General features: G+C 69.3%; 18 protein-coding genes and 1 pseudogene. 6 read left to right on the forward strand and 13 right to left on the reverse strand.

Going from position 1 to position 17,668, the window contains the following annotated elements; translation table 11 throughout:
• The 4 genes from E1265_RS02280 to E1265_RS02295 form a co-directional block, all read right to left on the reverse strand.
• Positions 1 to 630: hypothetical protein (locus E1265_RS02280; protein ID WP_207930922.1), on the reverse strand; the 630-nt coding region annotated here is incomplete at its 3' end.
• A gap of 6 nt (positions 631 to 636) precedes the next feature.
• Entirely contained in the window at positions 637 to 1,032 is a 396-nt protein-coding gene (locus tag E1265_RS02285) for a hypothetical protein (protein WP_132928500.1), read from the reverse strand.
• A gap of 28 nt (positions 1,033 to 1,060) precedes the next feature.
• Positions 1,061 to 1,372, reverse strand: a complete 312-nt coding sequence (locus tag E1265_RS02290) for a hypothetical protein (protein ID WP_132928501.1) — start codon at positions 1,370 to 1,372, stop codon at positions 1,061 to 1,063.
• A gap of 49 nt (positions 1,373 to 1,421) precedes the next feature.
• The gene (locus tag E1265_RS02295) at positions 1,422 to 1,751 is read right to left on the reverse strand and encodes a hypothetical protein (RefSeq protein ID WP_132928502.1); all 330 of its coding nucleotides are present in this window, start codon (positions 1,749 to 1,751) and stop codon (positions 1,422 to 1,424) included.
• A 751-nt stretch (positions 1,752 to 2,502) separates the two neighbouring features.
• Between E1265_RS02295 and E1265_RS02300 the strand changes: the two genes are divergently transcribed.
• Entirely contained in the window at positions 2,503 to 3,522 is a 1,020-nt protein-coding gene (locus tag E1265_RS02300) for a hypothetical protein (protein WP_132928503.1), read from the forward strand.
• 134 nt (positions 3,523 to 3,656) lie between these two features.
• Here E1265_RS02300 and E1265_RS02305 read toward each other — a convergent pair whose 3' ends face one another.
• A complete protein-coding gene (locus E1265_RS02305) occupies positions 3,657 to 3,866 on the reverse strand; it encodes a DUF397 domain-containing protein (RefSeq protein ID WP_132928504.1) in 210 nt (69 codons plus the stop codon).
• The gene (locus E1265_RS02310; protein ID WP_132928505.1) at positions 3,848 to 4,690 is read right to left on the reverse strand and encodes a helix-turn-helix transcriptional regulator; all 843 of its coding nucleotides are present in this window, start codon (positions 4,688 to 4,690) and stop codon (positions 3,848 to 3,850) included. The genes E1265_RS02305 and E1265_RS02310 overlap by 19 nt, the downstream gene beginning before the upstream one ends.
• 180 nt (positions 4,691 to 4,870) lie before the next feature.
• Here E1265_RS02310 and E1265_RS02315 point away from each other — a divergent pair, with 180 nt between their 5' ends.
• The 4 genes from E1265_RS02315 to E1265_RS02330 all read left to right on the forward strand — a co-directional run bounded on the left by E1265_RS02315 (position 4,871) and on the right by E1265_RS02330 (position 7,326).
• Entirely contained in the window at positions 4,871 to 5,143 is a 273-nt protein-coding gene (locus E1265_RS02315) for a hypothetical protein (protein ID WP_132928506.1), read from the forward strand.
• Positions 5,140 to 5,382 carry a hypothetical protein gene (locus E1265_RS02320; RefSeq protein ID WP_243740477.1) on the forward strand — a complete coding sequence of 81 codons (243 nt, stop codon included), beginning with the start codon at positions 5,140 to 5,142 and terminating at the stop codon, positions 5,380 to 5,382. Before E1265_RS02315 ends, E1265_RS02320 begins: the two co-directional genes overlap by 4 nt.
• 77 nt (positions 5,383 to 5,459) lie before the next feature.
• Positions 5,460 to 6,680, forward strand: coding sequence for an AAA family ATPase (locus E1265_RS02325; protein ID WP_132928507.1), 1,221 nt, complete (start codon positions 5,460 to 5,462; stop codon positions 6,678 to 6,680).
• Positions 6,670 to 7,326 (forward strand): hypothetical protein, encoded by a 657-nt coding sequence (locus E1265_RS02330; RefSeq protein ID WP_243740478.1) that lies wholly within the window; start codon positions 6,670 to 6,672, stop codon positions 7,324 to 7,326. Before E1265_RS02325 ends, E1265_RS02330 begins: the two co-directional genes overlap by 11 nt.
• A gap of 96 nt (positions 7,327 to 7,422) precedes the next feature.
• Here E1265_RS02330 and E1265_RS02335 read toward each other — a convergent pair whose 3' ends face one another.
• The 5 genes from E1265_RS02335 to E1265_RS02355 all read right to left on the reverse strand — a co-directional run bounded on the left by E1265_RS02335 (position 7,423) and on the right by E1265_RS02355 (position 11,387).
• The gene (locus E1265_RS02335; protein ID WP_132928508.1) at positions 7,423 to 8,409 is read right to left on the reverse strand and encodes a hypothetical protein; all 987 of its coding nucleotides are present in this window, start codon (positions 8,407 to 8,409) and stop codon (positions 7,423 to 7,425) included.
• On the reverse strand, positions 8,406 to 9,071 hold the full coding sequence (locus tag E1265_RS02340; RefSeq protein ID WP_132928509.1) for a hypothetical protein: 666 nt from the start codon (positions 9,069 to 9,071) through the stop codon (positions 8,406 to 8,408). Before E1265_RS02340 ends, E1265_RS02335 begins: the two co-directional genes overlap by 4 nt.
• On the reverse strand, positions 9,068 to 10,513 hold the full coding sequence (locus E1265_RS02345) for a hypothetical protein (RefSeq protein WP_132928510.1): 1,446 nt from the start codon (positions 10,511 to 10,513) through the stop codon (positions 9,068 to 9,070). The genes E1265_RS02340 and E1265_RS02345 overlap by 4 nt, the downstream gene beginning before the upstream one ends.
• A gap of 3 nt (positions 10,514 to 10,516) precedes the next feature.
• Positions 10,517 to 10,804, reverse strand: a complete 288-nt coding sequence (locus E1265_RS02350) for a type VII secretion target (RefSeq protein ID WP_165953621.1) — start codon at positions 10,802 to 10,804, stop codon at positions 10,517 to 10,519.
• Positions 10,805 to 10,889: 85 nt separating this feature from the next.
• Positions 10,890 to 11,387 (reverse strand): hypothetical protein, encoded by a 498-nt coding sequence (locus tag E1265_RS02355; protein ID WP_132928512.1) that lies wholly within the window; start codon positions 11,385 to 11,387, stop codon positions 10,890 to 10,892.
• A 493-nt stretch (positions 11,388 to 11,880) separates the two neighbouring features.
• Here E1265_RS02355 and E1265_RS02360 point away from each other — a divergent pair.
• Positions 11,881 to 12,293 (forward strand): annotated as a pseudogene (locus E1265_RS02360) (DUF6079 family protein); the annotation flags it as partial.
• 270 nt (positions 12,294 to 12,563) lie between these two features.
• Here the strand turns inward: E1265_RS02360 and E1265_RS02365 are convergent.
• Positions 12,564 to 13,091 (reverse strand): hypothetical protein, encoded by a 528-nt coding sequence (locus E1265_RS02365; protein WP_132928513.1) that lies wholly within the window; start codon positions 13,089 to 13,091, stop codon positions 12,564 to 12,566.
• Positions 13,088 to 17,650, reverse strand: a complete 4,563-nt coding sequence (locus E1265_RS02370) for a DUF6531 domain-containing protein (RefSeq protein WP_132928514.1) — start codon at positions 17,648 to 17,650, stop codon at positions 13,088 to 13,090. Before E1265_RS02370 ends, E1265_RS02365 begins: the two co-directional genes overlap by 4 nt.
• Positions 17,651 to 17,668: the final 18 nt, after the last annotated feature.

A 17,668-nucleotide genomic window follows, 5' to 3' on the forward strand; every position in this document is an offset into this window, starting at 1 on the left:
GCCGGCCACGGCGTAACCGCCACCGCCACCGCCGGCGACCGCGCCACCACCACCGGCCGAACCACCGCTTGCGGCGCCACCCGCGGCGGCCGCCGAGAAGGTGTCGCCACCCGCGCCGCCCTCGGGCGCCGCCGGCGGCTCCGCACCGATGACGCGGGCGAACTCCTCGCCCAACGCCTCCAGTTCGGCTTCGGCCTGCTGCCGCAACGCCTCCCGCCGGTCCTCAGCGACCTCGTTGGTGCGGATCACGCCCATACCGACGTCGATCTGCTTGATCCGCTCTTCCTCCCAGGCGTTGACCTCGGAGAACTCGACGTCCAACTCGACGGCGCGCTCAGTCGCCTGAGCCGAACGCTCACCGGCCCGCGACAGCTGGTCCGCGATCTGCTGGGCCACGGCCCCCGCGCCCTCGGCCCAGCCGCTGACGGCGGTCATCCGGTCCGCGAGCTCGAGCAGACCGACGCCCTCCTGGGCCTCGGCCTCGCTCGCGGTGCCGGACAACGCGCCGCTCTCCGCCCCGGCCGCCCTGGCCAGAGCCATCCACGCACCCGCCGCCGCCTGCATGTGGAAGTAGCGGGCGCTCATGATGTCCCTGATGGACTTGTAGAAGGCTGCCTCAGCACCTGGCACGTGCGATCACCTGCCCGGAATGGTCAGAGTGGACCGGCGGTACTCACGTGGCCGGGTCTGGTGGCGTTCCTCCATGCGGTCGTCGAAGCTGGTGACGTCCTTGAGCTGGACCTTCCCCAACTCGACCTCGGCCGCCTCGTCGGTGTCCTCACCGATGCCGGCCGCCTGGGCGGCGCTGACGCGGATGTCATCCACGGTGCGCCCGCTCCGCTCCAACTCACGGAGCATGGCGCGGGCCGCGGTCTCGAGCGCCGCGGACGCCTTCGCCGCGTTCGGCACGTCGCCGAACATCGTGACGTCGGAGGCGATCTGCGCGAAACTGGTCCGCATCGCCGCGAGCCCGTCGCGATCCGCGGCACCTCTCTCGGCGCCGTTGAGGGCGCCGATGTTCATGATCGTCATGATGCCCCGTTTCCCCGTGGTGGGTCCGTCAGGCCCCGCCCCTGGCGGCACGCACCATCGCGGCGCCACCCTCGATGCCGATGTTCTGGACGTTGCGCACGGCCGTGTTCTGCGCGATGACACTGTCGTCGAACCCGGTGGCCTCGCGCCGGAATATCTGGTCGCGCTCCTCGAGCACGCCGCCGACCTGGCGGTCGACCTGGCCCGCCTCGATCAGGCCGAGCAGCTGGGCACGGACGTTGTCCCAGATCCCGATGTACCGCTCCTGCTGGCCGGTGGTCTGGGTCTGGATCGCGTCCAGGTTCTCACTGCGGAACTGGATCAGGCCGTCGTTCGGCATGACAACTCCTTGTGTTCTCTTGCTTGGTGGGTTGTGGTCCGGCCGACGGTCAGATCGCCGCGGAGATCCGCGGGTCGTAGACGGTCACCTGGTTCACGGCGCCCTCGGCGTCCGCGTCGGTCTCGCGACCGGTGTTCGAGGTCAGGCCCAGGTCCTGGGCGAGACCGTTCAGCGCCTCCGCGAGCGCCTGGCCGGCCCGGCCGAGCCCCTCGTAGGTCTCCATGCCGCGCGCGGTGCCGGAACCGTTGTAGGCGGCCCCGAAGTTGGCGGCGTGGCCGCCGATGCCCGCCGACACCTCGGCCATGTCGGAGAACGCATCGTTGATGATGCCCATGACGCGGTCCACCTCTTCAGGGGACAGCTTGACTTCTTCGAACATCGTTCCTCACTCTCGCACTCTGCTGGTCGGGCAGCGCGATGCCATAACGCGTGAGGCACACGCCCCCGCATGCCTCGCCCATGATCCGCCAGCGGCGGTAAGGGCACACCAAAAATCACGTATCAGTTGTGTAGCAAACAGCCGAACGCCGCACGTCGACGCCACAACTCCGGGCACCCTGCGGCGGCTTGGTCGATGTGTTGGCCGTGACACACCACCTGCGCGCATACGGTAGCGCCTACGGCTCGTAGGCTACCTCAGAGGAAGCTCAAGCCTCAGCAAAAGCTCAACTACCCTCTGTCAGTGGGTTGCACACGCACACTGCCGCGAACGGCCCTGCGACTCCCCTCCGTTGCTGGCCGACTCCGCCGCGCAGCCACGCCGTCAGGATTTCCTCCACGCTCTCACCGTTCGGGCGTCGACACGGGCAGAGGTATACCCCCCCGCGGGTCTGGCGTCCCGCCTTCAGACGGCCCCGGGGTTCGGGCCACCAGGTCGAACTACCCCGTGCCAGTCGCGACCAAGGCCAGGCCAACGATCGACTCGCCCCCGTCGGCCAACACCGCCGCCAGATCGGCCGCGACATGGCCTGGATCGCGCTCCGTACCGTGGGCGGCTCACCTCATGGTGCACTGCGGCGCTCGGACTGATACAGGTATACGTCCATCCGTCGCGCGGCGGATCGTTTCGGCGGTAAGCGGAAGCCTCTGCCATACGGGCCGTCGTGATCTCCTCTTGAAAAGGTGTGTGGGTGCGCGTCCTCATATCCCCGTCATATGGAAGTTCCGGAAGCCGGCGTCATTGGGCTGACACGGTCGAGCGCGAAATCGAGTTCGCCAGGCCTCAATATGCCACGCTGCTTACGCCAGACCAGCGGGACCTGCTGTCAATGCTGCACCCAGAGGGCAGCGCCCGCTTCTGGGGCGCCACCGAAAGTCACGACAAGAAGATGGCTGATGTGGCCAGGGGGGACATAGTTCTGTTCACTGGGCAGAACATGGTCCGGGCAGTGGGTGAGGTCGGCGCCATCTTCCGCAACAGCGCCTTTGCCGACGAGCTGTGGCCGCCGCAGCCCGGGGAGACGAGCTGGCGTACCGTGTACAGCCTGCTGGATCTTTCTCCCGTGGAATACCCATATGACCGCCTGAACGCCACACTCGGCTATCGGCCTGCTCATAACTTCCCCGGCCAGATGGTAGTGAGGGGTGACAAGGCTCGGGCGGTGCTCGAGGAGTTCATGATCACGTCGGGCACCGAATTGAGTTCTATCGAGGCATCATCCCCGTCAGACGTCGTAGCCTGGGATGCGGTCAGACTTGCCGCACTAGAGGAAAAACGCACCCATACTGCCACCTTCGAACGCACGCGCCGTCTCGTAATCGTAGAGCGCCGCGAGTCGGAGCTGGTCAGCGAATTCAAGCAGTATCTCTCCGCTCAGGGACGGAAAGCAGAACGCTTTTACTGCCCTGCGGGGATTACGGACATATACCTTGACGATCCGGTCGATGCCGAGCTGATAGAGGCCAAGAGCAAGCCCACCCACTACCACATACGTCAAGCTCTCGGGCAGTTGTTGGACTATGCGCCGCACTGCCCACATCCAGTACGAAGGCTCACCGGGCTGTTCCCGAACGTACCGGCGATCAGCGACATACAGCTACTGCACCGCTACGGAATCGACGTCATACACCGGAAGGTCCCTGGGGTCTTTCAGCGCCTCTCCGCCCCGGACGAACGGCGGAACCTGATGCGACAGGTCTGGTCGAGGTAGGACATACGCTGAGTGCCGCTGACGAGTTCAGATCCGGGACTCCGTCCCGGTCCCCTCGGTCAGCCGGGGCCACCGCGGCAGGCGTGACGCGGCGGCCCGCACAGGCGCGCGGGCCGTTCCGTGAACCATGGACGTCAACCGCCCAGCGCGCCGCCCTTCACAGCTGAGACGAACGACGACCAGCCGCACGCAGCGAACGCGAGCACCGGGCCGTGTGAGTCCTTGCTGTCCCGCACGGGGACGACGGTGGGGATGCCGTCGGCGACTTCAACGCATTGGCCGCCGTCTTGATTGCTGTAACTACTCTTGCGCCATGTCACGGCGGTCAGGTCGAGGGATCGCACGGTACTTCCTCCGGTATGCGCAGAAGGAACTTCTGCGACTCGGCCGGTGACAGCGCCAGGTCGCGCGGGGAATCGTACGTGTGAAGCATGCGTGCCACCGAGGCGGCTTCCTCGATGATGTCGCCCCGATAGCCGTTCTCGACGTAGGCCACCGTACGCCCGTCTGGGAGACGAAGGAACATCAAGTCAGCGTTGGAGAAGCCGTGCAGGCCCGCCTTGAACGGAAGGACGTGTACGGCCACATCCGCCCGCTCCCCCATCCCCACCAGGTGCTGAAGCTGCGCCCGCCACTCCCCCGCGTCCCGCAGCGGTGTCCGCAGCACCGTCTCGGACAGAATGGTTCTGAACGGCGGCGCGTCGTCGCCTTCCAGCAGGTCCCGCCGCCCCATCCGCGCCTCGACTTGCTGATCCAGTTCCTCCCCCTTGAGGCCACCAGAGGCCAGTAGCTCCCGTGCGTATCCCGGCGTTTGGAGGAGTCCGGGGAGCAGGCTCACCGCGTAGTGCCACAGGCTCGTCGCCTGCTCTTCCAACGCCATGTAGTGCCGGTACTGCTCACGAAACTGGGACTTGTCGCTGACGGCCAACTCCCACAGTGCCAGCAACAGCCCCGGCGTCCCGTAGTACACGTCGAGCGCCTGGACGACCTCCGGGCCGCCCAGCGTCTCGCCCTTCTCCATCTTGCCGAACAGCGACCAGTCCCAGCCCAGCCGTTCGCCGAGCCGGCGCAGACTGTCGCCGCGCTCGGCCCGCAGGCGGCGCAACTCTCCCGCGAAGCGTACGCGTGGTTCTCGGCTGCGACCCATGATCACTCGTCTCGTCGGCATGAGCACCTTGCGTGGAACGTGTGGAACGTGTCCTGTCCGCCCGGGAAGCCCAGCCCCGCCCTCCGACGTGCCCACCCCACCGCGGACGCATTCTCGTAATGGCTCCGTCGCGCACGGTACGTGGACCGCACCGCCGGAGCCGGGAAACCGCGTGAGTGCACCCGAAGGAGTGAGCGAATCATGACGGTACGGGATGATCACGACAGTACGTCAGACCGGTCCGTAACGGCCAAGGTCACGGAGGCGATCGAGGCCCGCGACGTTCTCGCGGACGCGCTCCGCCGGGCCGGGATCCAGCTCTCGGCGATGGACATCCGTCGCGCCTGGCCCGGCACCGCCCTCGCCGAGACCGGCGAGAAGGCCACCCGCTACGCCTTCGTCCAGCTCGGCTTCTGCTCCGCCCCGGTCGCTCTCGCCCTCGCCGCCGTGATCACGAAGGGCACGGAGCGGTGACCGACCAGAGCGACGCGCCACCCCAGGAACCGATCATCGGCGCGACCGTCCACCACACGCCGCTCGACCGGGTCGGCGTCGTCATGGGACACGTCGGTCCCTGCTATCAGCTCCGACCGCTGGGAGGCGGACGCGAGTGGGATGCCTCCCCCGACACCATCTGGCCGATAAGCCCGAAGGAAGTGCTGCACGCCCGCCTCGCGGTGGTGAACGCCCGCAGCCGGAAGCCGCTCCGTTGAGTAACGCTGACGCGGTGCGTTTCCGCCAAGAACCCCCAGCGACGGCGCCGGCGCCGGCGCCCAGTAGTCTCTTGCCCATGTCGGCACGCCTGCTCCGCCTCGACGTGGAGAACTTTCGGAGTTTGCGAGACGTCAGCATTCCGCTTGGCGACCTCACTGTGCTCGTCGGCCCGAACGGCGTCGGTAAGACGAACGTCCTGGAGGTCTTCCGCTTTCTCGCGGATATCATCCGCACCGACCTCCAGCCAGCGCTCGAGTCACGTGGAGGGTTCGACGAGGTTGCCTTCTGGGGGGGCGAGAAGCCTCCCAGCTCCCTGAAGATCGGACTGACGGCAACCTGGACCACCAACGCAACGGTCAGCGCCCCCGACAACTACGAGCTCACGATCCGACGGCGAGCACTCGACGGCGAGCGCCGGCACCAGGGCCGGTACATCGTCTTCCGCCAGGAGAAGTTCGTGTTCAAACGCACCCGTGGGCGAGGGCGGCGGATCACCGTCTCCGGTCAGCAGGCGACGGTCACAGACACGCAGGGTGAGAAGAAGACGCGACAGAGCAACATCGGCATCAACAAGCTGAGCAGTGGCCTCTCCACGCTGCCCCGGCTCGCAAGGACCGAAGGGGGCGCGGAGGTCACCAGCGTCGCGCGGCGCCTGTCGTCCCTGCGCGTCTTCGACGTGGACGTCAACGCCGCCCGGCGGCCCTCACGTTACTTCCCTACAAACAACGCTCTCGCACCCGACGCGCGTAATCTGGCTGACTTCCTCTTCGAGCTCAGGCAAGACGACGACGTATGGAGCCGCCTCCTGGCGGACGCCCGCTCCGTGCTTCCGCAACTGGAAGACGTCGAGTTCACGATGGCCGTCGGCTCTACTGACGAGATCACGGTCATGCTCCGTGAGCGCGGGCTGCGCCGCCCCACGCCACTAGCGGATGCCTCCTACGGCACGGTACGTCTGCTCGGTCTGCTCGCGTTGCTCTACGACCCGAACCCAGCCGCGCTGACGTGCGTGGAGGAGATCGACCACGGGCTCCATCCACAGGCCCTGGAACTGCTGGTCGAGCGGTTGCGGGAGGCCAGCGCCCGAAGCCAGTTCCTGGTGGCCACCCACTCGCCGGCTCTTGCGGATCGGCTCCGCCCTGATGAACTGGTCATCTGCGAACGTGACGAGTCGGGCGCGTCCCACATTCCCGCCCTCACGCGGGAACAGATCGAGGAGATCGTGGAGGAGAGCGAGGACCTGCCGCTGGGTGAGCTGTGGTTCTCCGGCGTGCTCGGGGGCGGCATTGAGCGGTAAGGCCAAGGTCGCGAAAGCGCCTGCGGGGAAGTCTGTTATCGTCATCGCCGGGGAGGACAGCAACGACTGCCGAGCTCTGGAAATCCTCATCCGGGAGCTACAGCCCAGCCTCAAGAGCAAACTCGTCCGCATCAGCGATCCTGTCAGGCTGAAGACGGCTACCGAAGGCAATCTCAGTCAGCGCATACGCACGATCGTCAACAAGGCGAAGGCGCGGGCCGCCCGTGACCGTGCCCGACTGTCGGGAATCATCCTCCATGAGGATCTGGACGCTCCCACGGGTCCGCACTACTCGGCCGTCCGCAGCCGTCTGGCCGACGCACTGGCCAAACACAGCCCCTGCGGCACAGCACTCGCCCTCGCCGCTGAGGAGACAGAGGCGTGGCTGCTCCTTTTCCCTGACGCATTTCCGCATGTGCACCCCGGCTGGAGCGTCCCGGCACAGTTACGCGGCAAGGACACCGGAACCATCAAAGGGCCGAAGGAACTACTTAAAAAGAAACTCGGCACTCCCATTTACCGTGAGAGCGAGGGTCCAGACATCATGTTGGCGGCCCAGCAGTCCGGGCTGCTCGTGAGCCCGGTCGGGACGAACCAGTCGTACCTGGACTTCGTAGCAGATCTCAATGATCTCAGGGTTGGCTGACATTCCGTCGGAGGCCCCGAAGCCGTGCATACCGAAAGACCCGTCCGTCGAGGCGAGCGTTCAGGACGTCGTAGCGCCCCTTCCCTCGCCCGTGGATCAGCCACGCCCACGCCGGTTGCCGCCGTGGTCGGTGATCAGTTCAAGTAACTGGTCGGCCGCACTCTGCCCCTTCATCAGGTCGCTGGGCAGGGTGAACGCCTTCGGATAACTGCCGCGGCCGGGTGCGGCGTTGTAGGTGGTCCCGTCGATCTCCAGGCCGACCGCGGTGCTCAGGGCGGCACGGATGGGCCAGGCCGTGATCTGCGGCAGGGGCGCGCTCGCGATGGGCCGCCGATCGTTGTCCAGCAGGGACAGCACGCCCTGGTCGATCGTGACGTAGCCGTGCTGTGCCACCGGGTGGAGTCCTCTGCCGATCTGCACCTCGTCGAAGACGAAGCCGGGTTCGGGAGCCGCCAGCACCGGCCTCGGGCTGTCTTCGGAGCCCCGTGGTGTGAGCCGCAGCGACGCGGCCACGGCGTCGGCCAGCTCAACCATCCGGTGGGCGGAGTCGCGAACCCAGACCATGCTCAGCAGGAGCATGTCTTCGGCGTATTCCTTGGGGATCACGTAGTGAGTCACTGCCTCCATCGCCACCTGGTCGCCGAATCCCGTGTCGGACATCACCACCTTGTGCAACCTACAAGCCGGGCCCGCGGGCAGTTCGACTGCTGTGATGAGGCTCTCCCGGGCATAGGACACGCCAGGAAAGTTCTTGGGCTCCCGCAGTCTGGCCAAGGTCGCTTCAACCGTGCGCTGGTAGTCAGGGGTGTACCGCTTGACGTGCACACTCGCGGGCGATGCGGGTGGGGAACTGCGCCGCACGTGCGGCACGTACACGACCACGGGCTCGATCCGTGCCTCCCGAGCCTGGACCCAGTCATCGCTCAGCTGCCGGTACGTCTCCTTCGCGTACCGCTTGTTCCGCCGGCCGCCGCGCTCCGCCACCTGCCGTGCGACGTGCTCGGCAGGGTCGGTGCGGTTCACATCCAGCCAGAGCCACTCCCCGCCGCCGGGATAGTCGAACCCAGGCACCCACTCGGTCATCTCGGCTCCCTCGCTCCTTCAGCCAACAGGTCCTGTTCCCCCTGCGCCCGGGCTCCGCCGCCCTCCTGTTCTGGAGAGATCCGGAGCGTGGCGGCCATGGCATCCGCTATGTCGACCATCTCTGGGCCGACGGCCGGGCTGGCCCAGTTCACCGAGAGCTTGAACAGGACCTCGGGGAACACGGGCGGCAGGAAGAAGTAGTCGACGTGCTCGATCACGAACCGCCGGCCGTCGTCACCCTTGTCTTCCAGCATCAGCTCGTGAAGTCGGCAGGCCGGGCCGGCGGGCAGCTCCAGGACGGTGATCTCCGGCCGGCCGTGCCGGTAGGGCTGCGGCCGACGCACCTGGTCGAGGACCGCCTCCACGGTGCGCTCCGCCGGGGCGCAGAGCGCCCCCTCGACATATGCGCTGGCCGGTACGAGGGGCGGCGCTCCCTGGGGCACCAGCGGGACGTAGAGCACCACGGGGGCGGCCTCCCGTTTCCGCATGTTCTCCCAGATCACCTTGAGTTCCGGGTAGACAGCCTCCGCGTACTGCCGTGCACGATCGCCGGGCCGCTGAGCGATCTCCCGCGCCGCGAGTTCCGCGCCATCGGGATCATTGACGGAGAGCTGTAGCCATCCGACGTCGGGGAAGTCGAACGAGCGGATCCATCTGGTCACCGTGGGGCCCCCTCACTCCCCTGATGGGTGAACTCGCCAACTTCTGCGGCCTCCTGTGGCCAGGGACTGTCCATGGTCAGCGAGAGGCCAGGGAGGTTGGTGAACGGGATGGCCTGTGGCACGTTCAGGGCTGGCGACCACGTGTCGTCCAGCGTGACCAGGGTCGATCCGGTGCCGGAGAGCACGCCGCCCTGCTCCACGAGAGCTGCCTGACCTGCGGCCACTCCGGCGGCGCCGGCGGCGGCAGACGTGGCAGCCCCCATCTCGGTCAACCCGAAGGCTTGCTGAACGTTCCTGGCCATCGACCAGTTACTCGGATCGAAGGGCGCGCGCAGGCTGGCCATCAGGTCCGGGCCGAGGTTCTGGAAGGTGTGCCGGGCCCATCCCAGAGGGCCGGGGGAAATCGAGCGCCCGAGGATGGTCACCGGCCGACCCGCCACCTCGGCGGCATCTCGGGCCGCGCGCAAGCCCCGCAGTGCCTCTCCCGGCCCAGCGCCACCCGTCAGACGACGAATCTCCGCCAGCCGATCGGCCTGGGGAAGGCCCTCGTCGACACTCCGGACCACGTTCCGAACCGCACCATAGACGCCCCGCCCCCGGGCCGCGCGGGCCGCCGCGCCGGCGGCTCGGCCGAGGCCGAAGGTCAGCAGGCCGATGGAGTCGATCAGGATGCCCCGCAGGTCGCCCTGGAGCAGGTTCACCACGAGGGAGACGGCGGTGGCGATCGTGGCGACGGCGGCCAGGGCCTGGCCAAGGACCGGCACCCAGCACAGGAGCAGCGCGGCAATACCGGCGACCATGGCGATCTGGCCGGCCAGTTCCCCGACGAAGTTCAGGGCCTGGGAGAAGGCCGCTCCCGCGCGGTCCCAGAACCCGTCGGTCAGGCCGTCGCCGCCGATGAACTCCCCGATGGCGTCGGCCGCGCGCTGCGCCGCGATGTCGCGGTCCTCGATCAGCTCGGCCATCCGGCTCCGGAGCCGGGTCAACTCCGCCTGGGCGCCGGCCAGCTCGCCGGAGAGAGACGCGAACTGGTCGTGGGTGTCGGAGTCCTCGTCCTCCGCCGCCGCCACCCTCGGGCCCAGCCGCTCGATCTCCCCCTGCGTCTGCCGGGCCTGCCGGCGCAGGTCCAGGCTCTCGTCCTGGACTTCGCGCAGTTGCGGCCAGTACTCGGCCAGCGCGTCGGCCGCGGCCTCGTAACGACCGTGGGCGCGGAACACGTCGTCCGACACCTCGGTGGCGGTCTCCCGGAAGGCGTCGCCCGCGTCCGACTGCCAGCCGTCCCGGCTGTCGGTCACCTCCCGCAGCAGGTCGCGGGCGCGTTGGATGAACTCGGCGGTCTGGCGGTACCGGTCGGCGGCCTCCCGCACCAGCTCCCAGTCGCCGGGCAGCGGGTCCTGGCCGTCCTCGGTCAGCGGAGACCAGTCACGGGGACGCTCGGGCACCGGTCAGCCCTCCCCGTCCAGCGCGTTGACCAGCTCCGTCTCGATTCCCTCGTATCCCTCGGCGGCGGCCCGCGCGTGCTGGGCCAGCTTCTGTAGGCCCTCCATCAACTTGCTGCGGTGAATCCGCCAGTTCTCCGCGAACTGCTCCAGCTCGTGGGCCAGATCGTCATGGCCGACCTGCTCGGCGTAGTCCGAGGCGAGGTCCTCGGCACTCTCGAACTCGGCCGCGACGAAGCGCAGCCGCTCGCCGAGCTCCCGGACGTCGTCCACCGAGACGACGAGATCCGACACGTTTCTCCCCCTCCACGTCAGCTGTCACTACGACAAACGAGGCGTAACCCGACAAGCAACGGCCGCCCAGAAGAGCCCCGAAGGGCTACGACCACCGCAGGGTGGCGGCGATCGCGTCGAACAACTCCACCTGGGCGTCGGCGAGCTCGGGCATCGGCGTACTGAACGTCAACACCATCCAGGCGGCGAAGTCCGGCACCGGCAGGTAGAGGTCGAGGACCGTGTTGGGGCGGTCCGCCGGCTGACCGAGGTCCCTGGTGTCCTCGGTCGTCTCCTGGCGGCGGCAGCGCACGGCCGGTCCGGACGGCAGGGTGAGCGTGGTCACCTGGGCACCGTCGCCGTACTTGTCGCGGAGGCCGTCCGCCACCATGTCCCCGGGCAGCCGCACCGGCTGCCCGGGGTCCTCCGGCTCCACCGTCACCAGCAGACTGCACGGGACGGGAAAGCCCAGCACGGCCTGGGTGGACAGATAGAGCTCGATGCCGTTGCGGTCGGCGGCGGAGTCCACCATGGCGGACAGCATTCCCTGTAGCTCCCGCCGCCGCCCGGCGTGCTCGTCGCGGCTTGGATAGGTGCGGTCCACCAGAGCACGGACGGACCGGGCGCGGTCGTCGTTCGAGCGCAGCGGAATCCGGTACCAGTCCGTCGGCGTGATCAGGTGATACCGCGACGGTAACCGGGGGTTGGCCCCCGGCTCCCTCGCGGTCCGTTGCTGTGCCTGGCGCATGCGGTTACCCCCTCCGGTTCCGCGGATGCCGCGCGACGACAGCGGTCGCCTGGCTCAGATGCGCCTCACGAACGTACCCACCGTAGCCGCGCGACCACACAGCCGGCGCTCAGCCTTCACGGAAGAGACACATGACCGGCATTCGACGCCACAGAGTCGGAGTTCAGGTCGAGGCGCCAAGTGGCCCGGAAACACAAGATGATGACGATCCGTCCGATAATTCTTCTCATACCGGAGAATGCCCCGGTGGCCGGGGGCAGCCCGGCGACGTACCCACGGACGTTCGACGGTGACGGCCCGCGCCTCGCGTGGCACGCCGCGCCGCGCCGGAAGGAGAGCGAGACCCGCGATGGCCCTGGCCCAGCAGCCGCAGCCGCCCCTGCTCCGCGATGTCATCGACATCAAGGAGTCGATATCCACCTCCGACTTCGTGCTCCGACTCTCCGAGGCGACGACCCCGGCCGGGGCGAAGCACGCGTTGCGGGACTACGTGGTCCCAGAGCGGCTGCTGGAGAACTTCGACCAGGCGCTGGGCCTCATCAAGGCCGCCGTCGACGGGCACACGTCCAAGGCGGCGTACTGCACGGTTCGTTCGGTTCCGGCAAGTCGCACTTCATGGCGGTGTTACACGCCCTGCTCAGCGGCAGCCCGGCCGCCCGGGCTCGGGCAGACCTGGACCCGGTGCTGACGAAGCACGAGTGGCTCGGCACGGACGGGAAGAAGTTCCTGCTGGTGCCCTGCCACATGCTCGGAGCCAAGGCCCGCGGGCTACCGGCAGGTCGCGGACGTCCCGGGGGGATCGCCGAGCGAATCGTGGAGTTCGTCCGAACCGACTCCGTGCCCCTGGCGACCCTGGAGGAGTCCGCGAGCGACGAGTTGCTCGACGCGTGGATCGAGTCGATCGCCCGGGCCCACGGCATCGGGGAGCGCTTGCTGCTCAGCACGGGCCTGCGGTTCTTCCCCTGACTGGAGTGCCAGCTGCCGGCGAGCGGCTGGGCCGCCGCCGCGCGCGGGCCCCCCGCCGTCGGCGGTTCAGGCGTAGGGATTGATCGCGAACTCCGGTCGCTCGCTCGGGAAGTCCTCGGGGAAGCAGCGGACGCGCAACGACCCCGTCAGCAGGCCCAGGATGACCCTGGTCGAGCTCTCCGCCACCAGGGCGAAGTCCAGCTGGCCGGCCTCGACGATCAGGGTCGGCCAGGCGTCGGGGGCGCCGACCGGGACCCAGAGGAGCACGTCGCCGTTGTCCGTGCCGCCCCACTGGACGAGGTCGTCGGTGTCGAGACCGTGCGCGGCGAGCGCCGCCCGGATCCGGGGGATCGGCTTCCCGCGCAGGATGGTCCGCGTAACCTCGGTGGCGGCGGCGATATCGAGGTGCGGGTTCTCGGCACCGACGCCGTAGATCCACAGGAACTCGTCGAAGCACCCGACGCCGTAGGCGTCGACGAGGGCCCGGTGGCTGTCCGGGACGGTCCGCTCCACCGCCGCCCCCGCCCGCCGGGGGCGGACAGGGGCGGCCGGTGGCGGGCAGAGCGCGGTGAGTTCGCGCAGGTCGTTGCTCATATGTTGGGGATTCTCTCGCGGAACGACCAGCCGAAGTCGTCGACGGCCTCGATGAGGACATGACTCGGGATGTCCGCGGTGGCGCTCGCGTACTCCGGGGTCACACTGAGGATGACCGTGTTGCCGGTGTTCTCCACGTGGGCGGCGATCATGTCCTCCACGTCCGAGATGCGCCCGTTGTTCTGCGCCTGCCCCTGGGTGACCAGGTTGCGCATGTCCCGGCCGTCGCCGCCGAACTGTCGGCCGATCAGGTGGCCGCGGCTGTGGCCGGCCGCGTCGCCGCCGAAGCCCGGCGGTGCGAAGCGGCGACCGCGCCCCGCGGCGGATCCGATGAGGCCGGCGGCCGCGTCGCGCAGCACCTGCGGCGTCACCTCCGCGTAGGCCGCGCCCCGCTGCCCGTTGGGGCCGATCTCGCTGTAGTACGGCGAGAGGCCGAGTGGGTCCATGCCGGTGTGCGGGTTGTGGACGTAGGTGGCGGGGTTGGGAGCGGGGGCGAGGCCGAGCGGGTCCGGGGAGAGGTAGCGGGCGGTCTCGGGGTCGTAGTGGCGGAAGTAGTTGTAGTGCAGGCCGGTTTCGGGGTCGAAGTACTGGCCGGGGAAGCGCAGCGGGGTGTAGGCGACGGCGTCCGCGTTCCAGGTCACCCGCCCCCACAGGGTGGTGCGGGTCCGCCAGGCGATACCCCCGGACTCGTCCACCAGTTCGGTCGGCGTTCCGACGAGGTCGGTGACGATGGCGAAGAAGCGTGAGTCGACCTCGTCCTGCGGCGCGTCGGGAGCGATGACGCGTTCCGTTTGGGCGATGGGGCGGATCCCGTCGTGCTCCCAGGTCAGCGTCACGGCGTGCGGGTGGGACGGGGTCCACGCTGTCTGTTCGCAGAGTGCGGTGCCGTCCCAGGTGAAGTCGACGCGCTCGACGACGGTGTGGCCGTCGGGGGCCAGCCGCTGCTTGGTGGTGCGGCGGCCCAGGGGGTCGTAGAGGTAGCGCCAGTGGCTGCCGTCCGGGGTGACCACCGCGGTCAGCCGGTCCTCGTCGTCCCAGGTGTAGTGCCAGGCCGCGGGCTTGTGGGAGGGCCTGGCCTGGCGGCGGGTGGTGATCCGGCCCAACTGGTCGTGTTCGTATCGGGTGTTGCCCGCTCGGGTGACGCGCGTGCCCGTGTAGTCGCGGGTGCCGGTCGCCTCCGCGTGGCCCGGGTGACCGGCCGGCCAGGAGGCGTCGGTCTGGTTTCCGGCCGCGTCGTAGGCGTAGCGCTCGGTCCAGTTGCGGCCGTCCACGGCCGTGACGCGGTTCGCCTGGTCAAGCACGTAGCGACGGCTGCCGGCGCGCTGATCGTCGATGCCGACGAGGCTGCCGTCCGTGGCGTACTCGTAGGACCGGTGCTGCACCCGGCGACCGTCGCCGGCGGTCACCGACTGAGCCGTGAGACGGCCGAGTTCGTCCAGGTCCTGGGTGAGCGTGACGCCCGCGCCGAAGCGACGCGCGACCTCCCGCCCCGACCAGTCGTGGGCGAAGTGGACGGTGCGTCCCGCCGTGTCCATCCGGGTGCGGTTGCCGGCCGCGTCGTAGGCCCACTCCGTGGTGACGCCGCCGGGGGTGACGCGGCGCACGGGACGGCCCAGCTCGTCGTGGGTGTAGTGGAGCGTCCGACCGTTGACGGTCTCGCTCAGCAGGAGCCCGTTGGCGTCCCGCCGCAGGGAGAGCGTGCTGCCCGGAGCCTTCGCCTCGGTGAGGCGGCCGTTGGCGTCGTATCCGAACGTGGTGACGTGGCCGGCGCTGTCCTTGCGCGTCATGCGCCCCATGGCGTCGTAGGCGAAGCGGACGGTACGGCCGAGGGCGTTGGTGCGGGCGGTCAGACGGCCGGCGGCGTCGTGCTCGTAGCCGACGCGCCGGTCGTCGAAGTCGGTCTCCGCGACCAGTCGGCCCGCCGCGTCGTAGGCGTAGGTCCAGGTCAGCCCCTGAGGGTTGGTGACCCGGGTGAGGCGCAGGCTGGCGTCGTGCTCGAACTCGTAGCGCGCGCCGTCCGGCCCGATGCGGGCGGCCGGCAGGTCGAAGTGGGTGTACTCGAACCGGGACACGCTGCCGGTCGGCGTCGTGTGGCTCGTGCAGTTGCCCTCGCCGTCGTAGGTCCAGCTCTCCACGGCGCCGTCCGCCGTGACTCGGCGCAGCAGTTGGCCTTCGGTCGTCCAGGTGAGGCGGGTCGTGTGTCCCTGGGGGTCGGTGAAGGCGACGATGCGGCCGAAGGCGTCGTGTTCCCACGCGCTGACCGCGCCCAGCGGATCGGTCGCCGTCACGGGCAGACCAGCGGCGTCGCACCGCACCTCGCGCCGGCCCCCGAGGGCGTCGGTCACCTCCGTGAGCCGCCCCGCACCGTCGTACGCGTACGACGTGGTGGCGCCGGTCGGCTCCGTGACGGCCACGCAGTTCCCGCGCTCGTCGTACGCGCGCCGGGTGGTGGATCCGTCGGGGAGCGTGACGGCGGACAGGCGCCCCATGTCGTCGTAGTCGAAGCGGGTCTCCGTGCCGTCCGCGTACGTGATGCCGGCGGGCAGGCCCGAGGGGCCGGTGGCGAAGCGGGTCGTGTGGCCCAGGGGATCGGTCTCGGCGACCACGTGGTGATCGGCGTCGTACTCGGTGCGGGTGGTGTTGCCTAGGGGGTCGATCTCGGCGATGACGTCGTGGCGGGCGTCGATGACGTAGCGGCTGGTGGCGCCCTGGGCGGTGGTCAGGGTGGTGACGCGGGCGTCCGGCCAGTCGGGGTGGGTGCCGTCGTAGGCGAGGGAGACGGTGACGTGGCCGGCCTCGCCGCCCTCCGCGACGCAGCGGTCGCGGTCGTCGTAGCTGTAGGCGTAGCTGCGGTCGTTCCGGTCGGTCCAGGACGTCACCCGCAGCCGCTCGTCGTAGGTGAAGCGCAGGGGCAGGCCCGAGGAGTTGATGTCCTCGGTCAGGTTGCCGTCGGTGTAGCCGAACCGTTTGACGACCACCGCCGAGCCGTCGTCGGCGGCGTTCTCCAGCGCGAGGGTGGTGACGCGGCCGGCTTCGGTGGTGAGGGTGAGGTGGTATCCGCCGGAGTGCCGGATCGCGGTGGGCGCGCCCTGGGGGTCGTAGTCGATGTCGACGCGGTTGCCGTGGCGGTCGGATATCCCCAGGAGGCGGCAGTCGCCGTCCTCGTCGGGGCGGCGGAAGTGCCGGGTGTGGCCGGTGATGGGGTTGGTGAGCGTGTACCCGCCGTCGTCGTCGGGCTGCTGGGTGAGGGGCCAGCGGGGGCCGGTCTCGGGCAGGACGGCCGCGCCCGGGGTCTTGGGGTGGGGGTAGGCGAGGATCATGCCGTCCTCGGCGAGGAACACCACGCCGTCCTCGTCGACTTCGAGGCGCTGGTCGATCGTGGAGGACCAGGACGGGCCGAACCAGCGGCCGGCGAAGTAGCCGGACTGGACCCGGCGGGTGAACGCGAACGGCAGCCTCCCGGGCAGCGTGACGTCGATCTGGGGCAGGAACATGTGACCGGTGGCCAGGTCCACCGGGTCGGTCCCACCACTCGGAATCATGTTGCGGGCGCGGGCGTAGGCCGACTGCATGCCGTCGGCGATCATCGTCCGGCCCCGGGTCGCCAGGCCACGGAGCCCGGCAGCCATCCCCCGCAGGCCGCCACGCGCCAGGACCGCCACTCCCCCGGCCAGACCGCCGAGCGTCGTCAGCCCCTTCATCCCCGGGATGCAGTCCAACGCGGCGAAGGCCACGTCCCACAGCGAAGCGCGGCCGTTGGCATAGTCGTACAGCGTGTCGGCCAACACCACCAACGCCGCCGCCAGCACCACCCAGGCCAACGGACCACCGATGATCAACACCACGATGCCCAGCACCGCGACGACCACCTTGCAGATCTCCACGATGGTGTCCCAGTTCTCCGACACCCAGTGGATCGCGTCCTCCCACCACCGCCGGTTCTGAATACCGGCATCGGACGCGGCGTCGATCCCGTCCGCACAGACCCGGGCCGCCTCCTCCCGCATCTCCCTCGCGGCCAGAGCCAATTGACGCGCGGCCGACAACGCCTCCTCGGCCGCGTCGACCCGGGACTGGGCCGAGGAGGCCGCCTCGTTGGCGGCGCTCGCGTCCCGGGTCGCCGCCCGCACCTCCGCCTCCGACGGCGGCTCGACACCCTCCCGCTCCAGACGGTCGGCTTCTTCGCCGGCCCGCGAGACCCAGTCCTGCGCGTCGGTGAGCGCGGCCTGGGCTGAGGAGAGATCGGCCTGCGCGGCGATCGCCCGATCCAACGCCCGGTCCGCCATGCCCTGCGCCGTCTCCAACTGCGGCCAGTACGACTGCAACGCCCGCGCCGCCATGTCATACGACGTCTGGAGCTTCTCCAGATTGCCGGGGACGCCGTCGAACTCCGACCGGAACGCCTCCGCCGACAGACCCGCCCAGTCCATGACCGCCCGGTCCTCGGCCATACCACGCACCCGGCCGAGCGCCTCGCCGACATCGTCCGCGAAGGTCCCCAGGTCGTCCGCCAGCGTGCGGACCTCGTCCGGATTCCCCGGCGTCGGGTCCGCATCCATGTCGACCGGAGACCAGTC

Source organism: Streptomyces sp. 8K308 (assembly GCF_004348315.1).
Classification (GTDB): domain Bacteria; phylum Actinomycetota; class Actinomycetes; order Streptomycetales; family Streptomycetaceae; genus Streptomyces.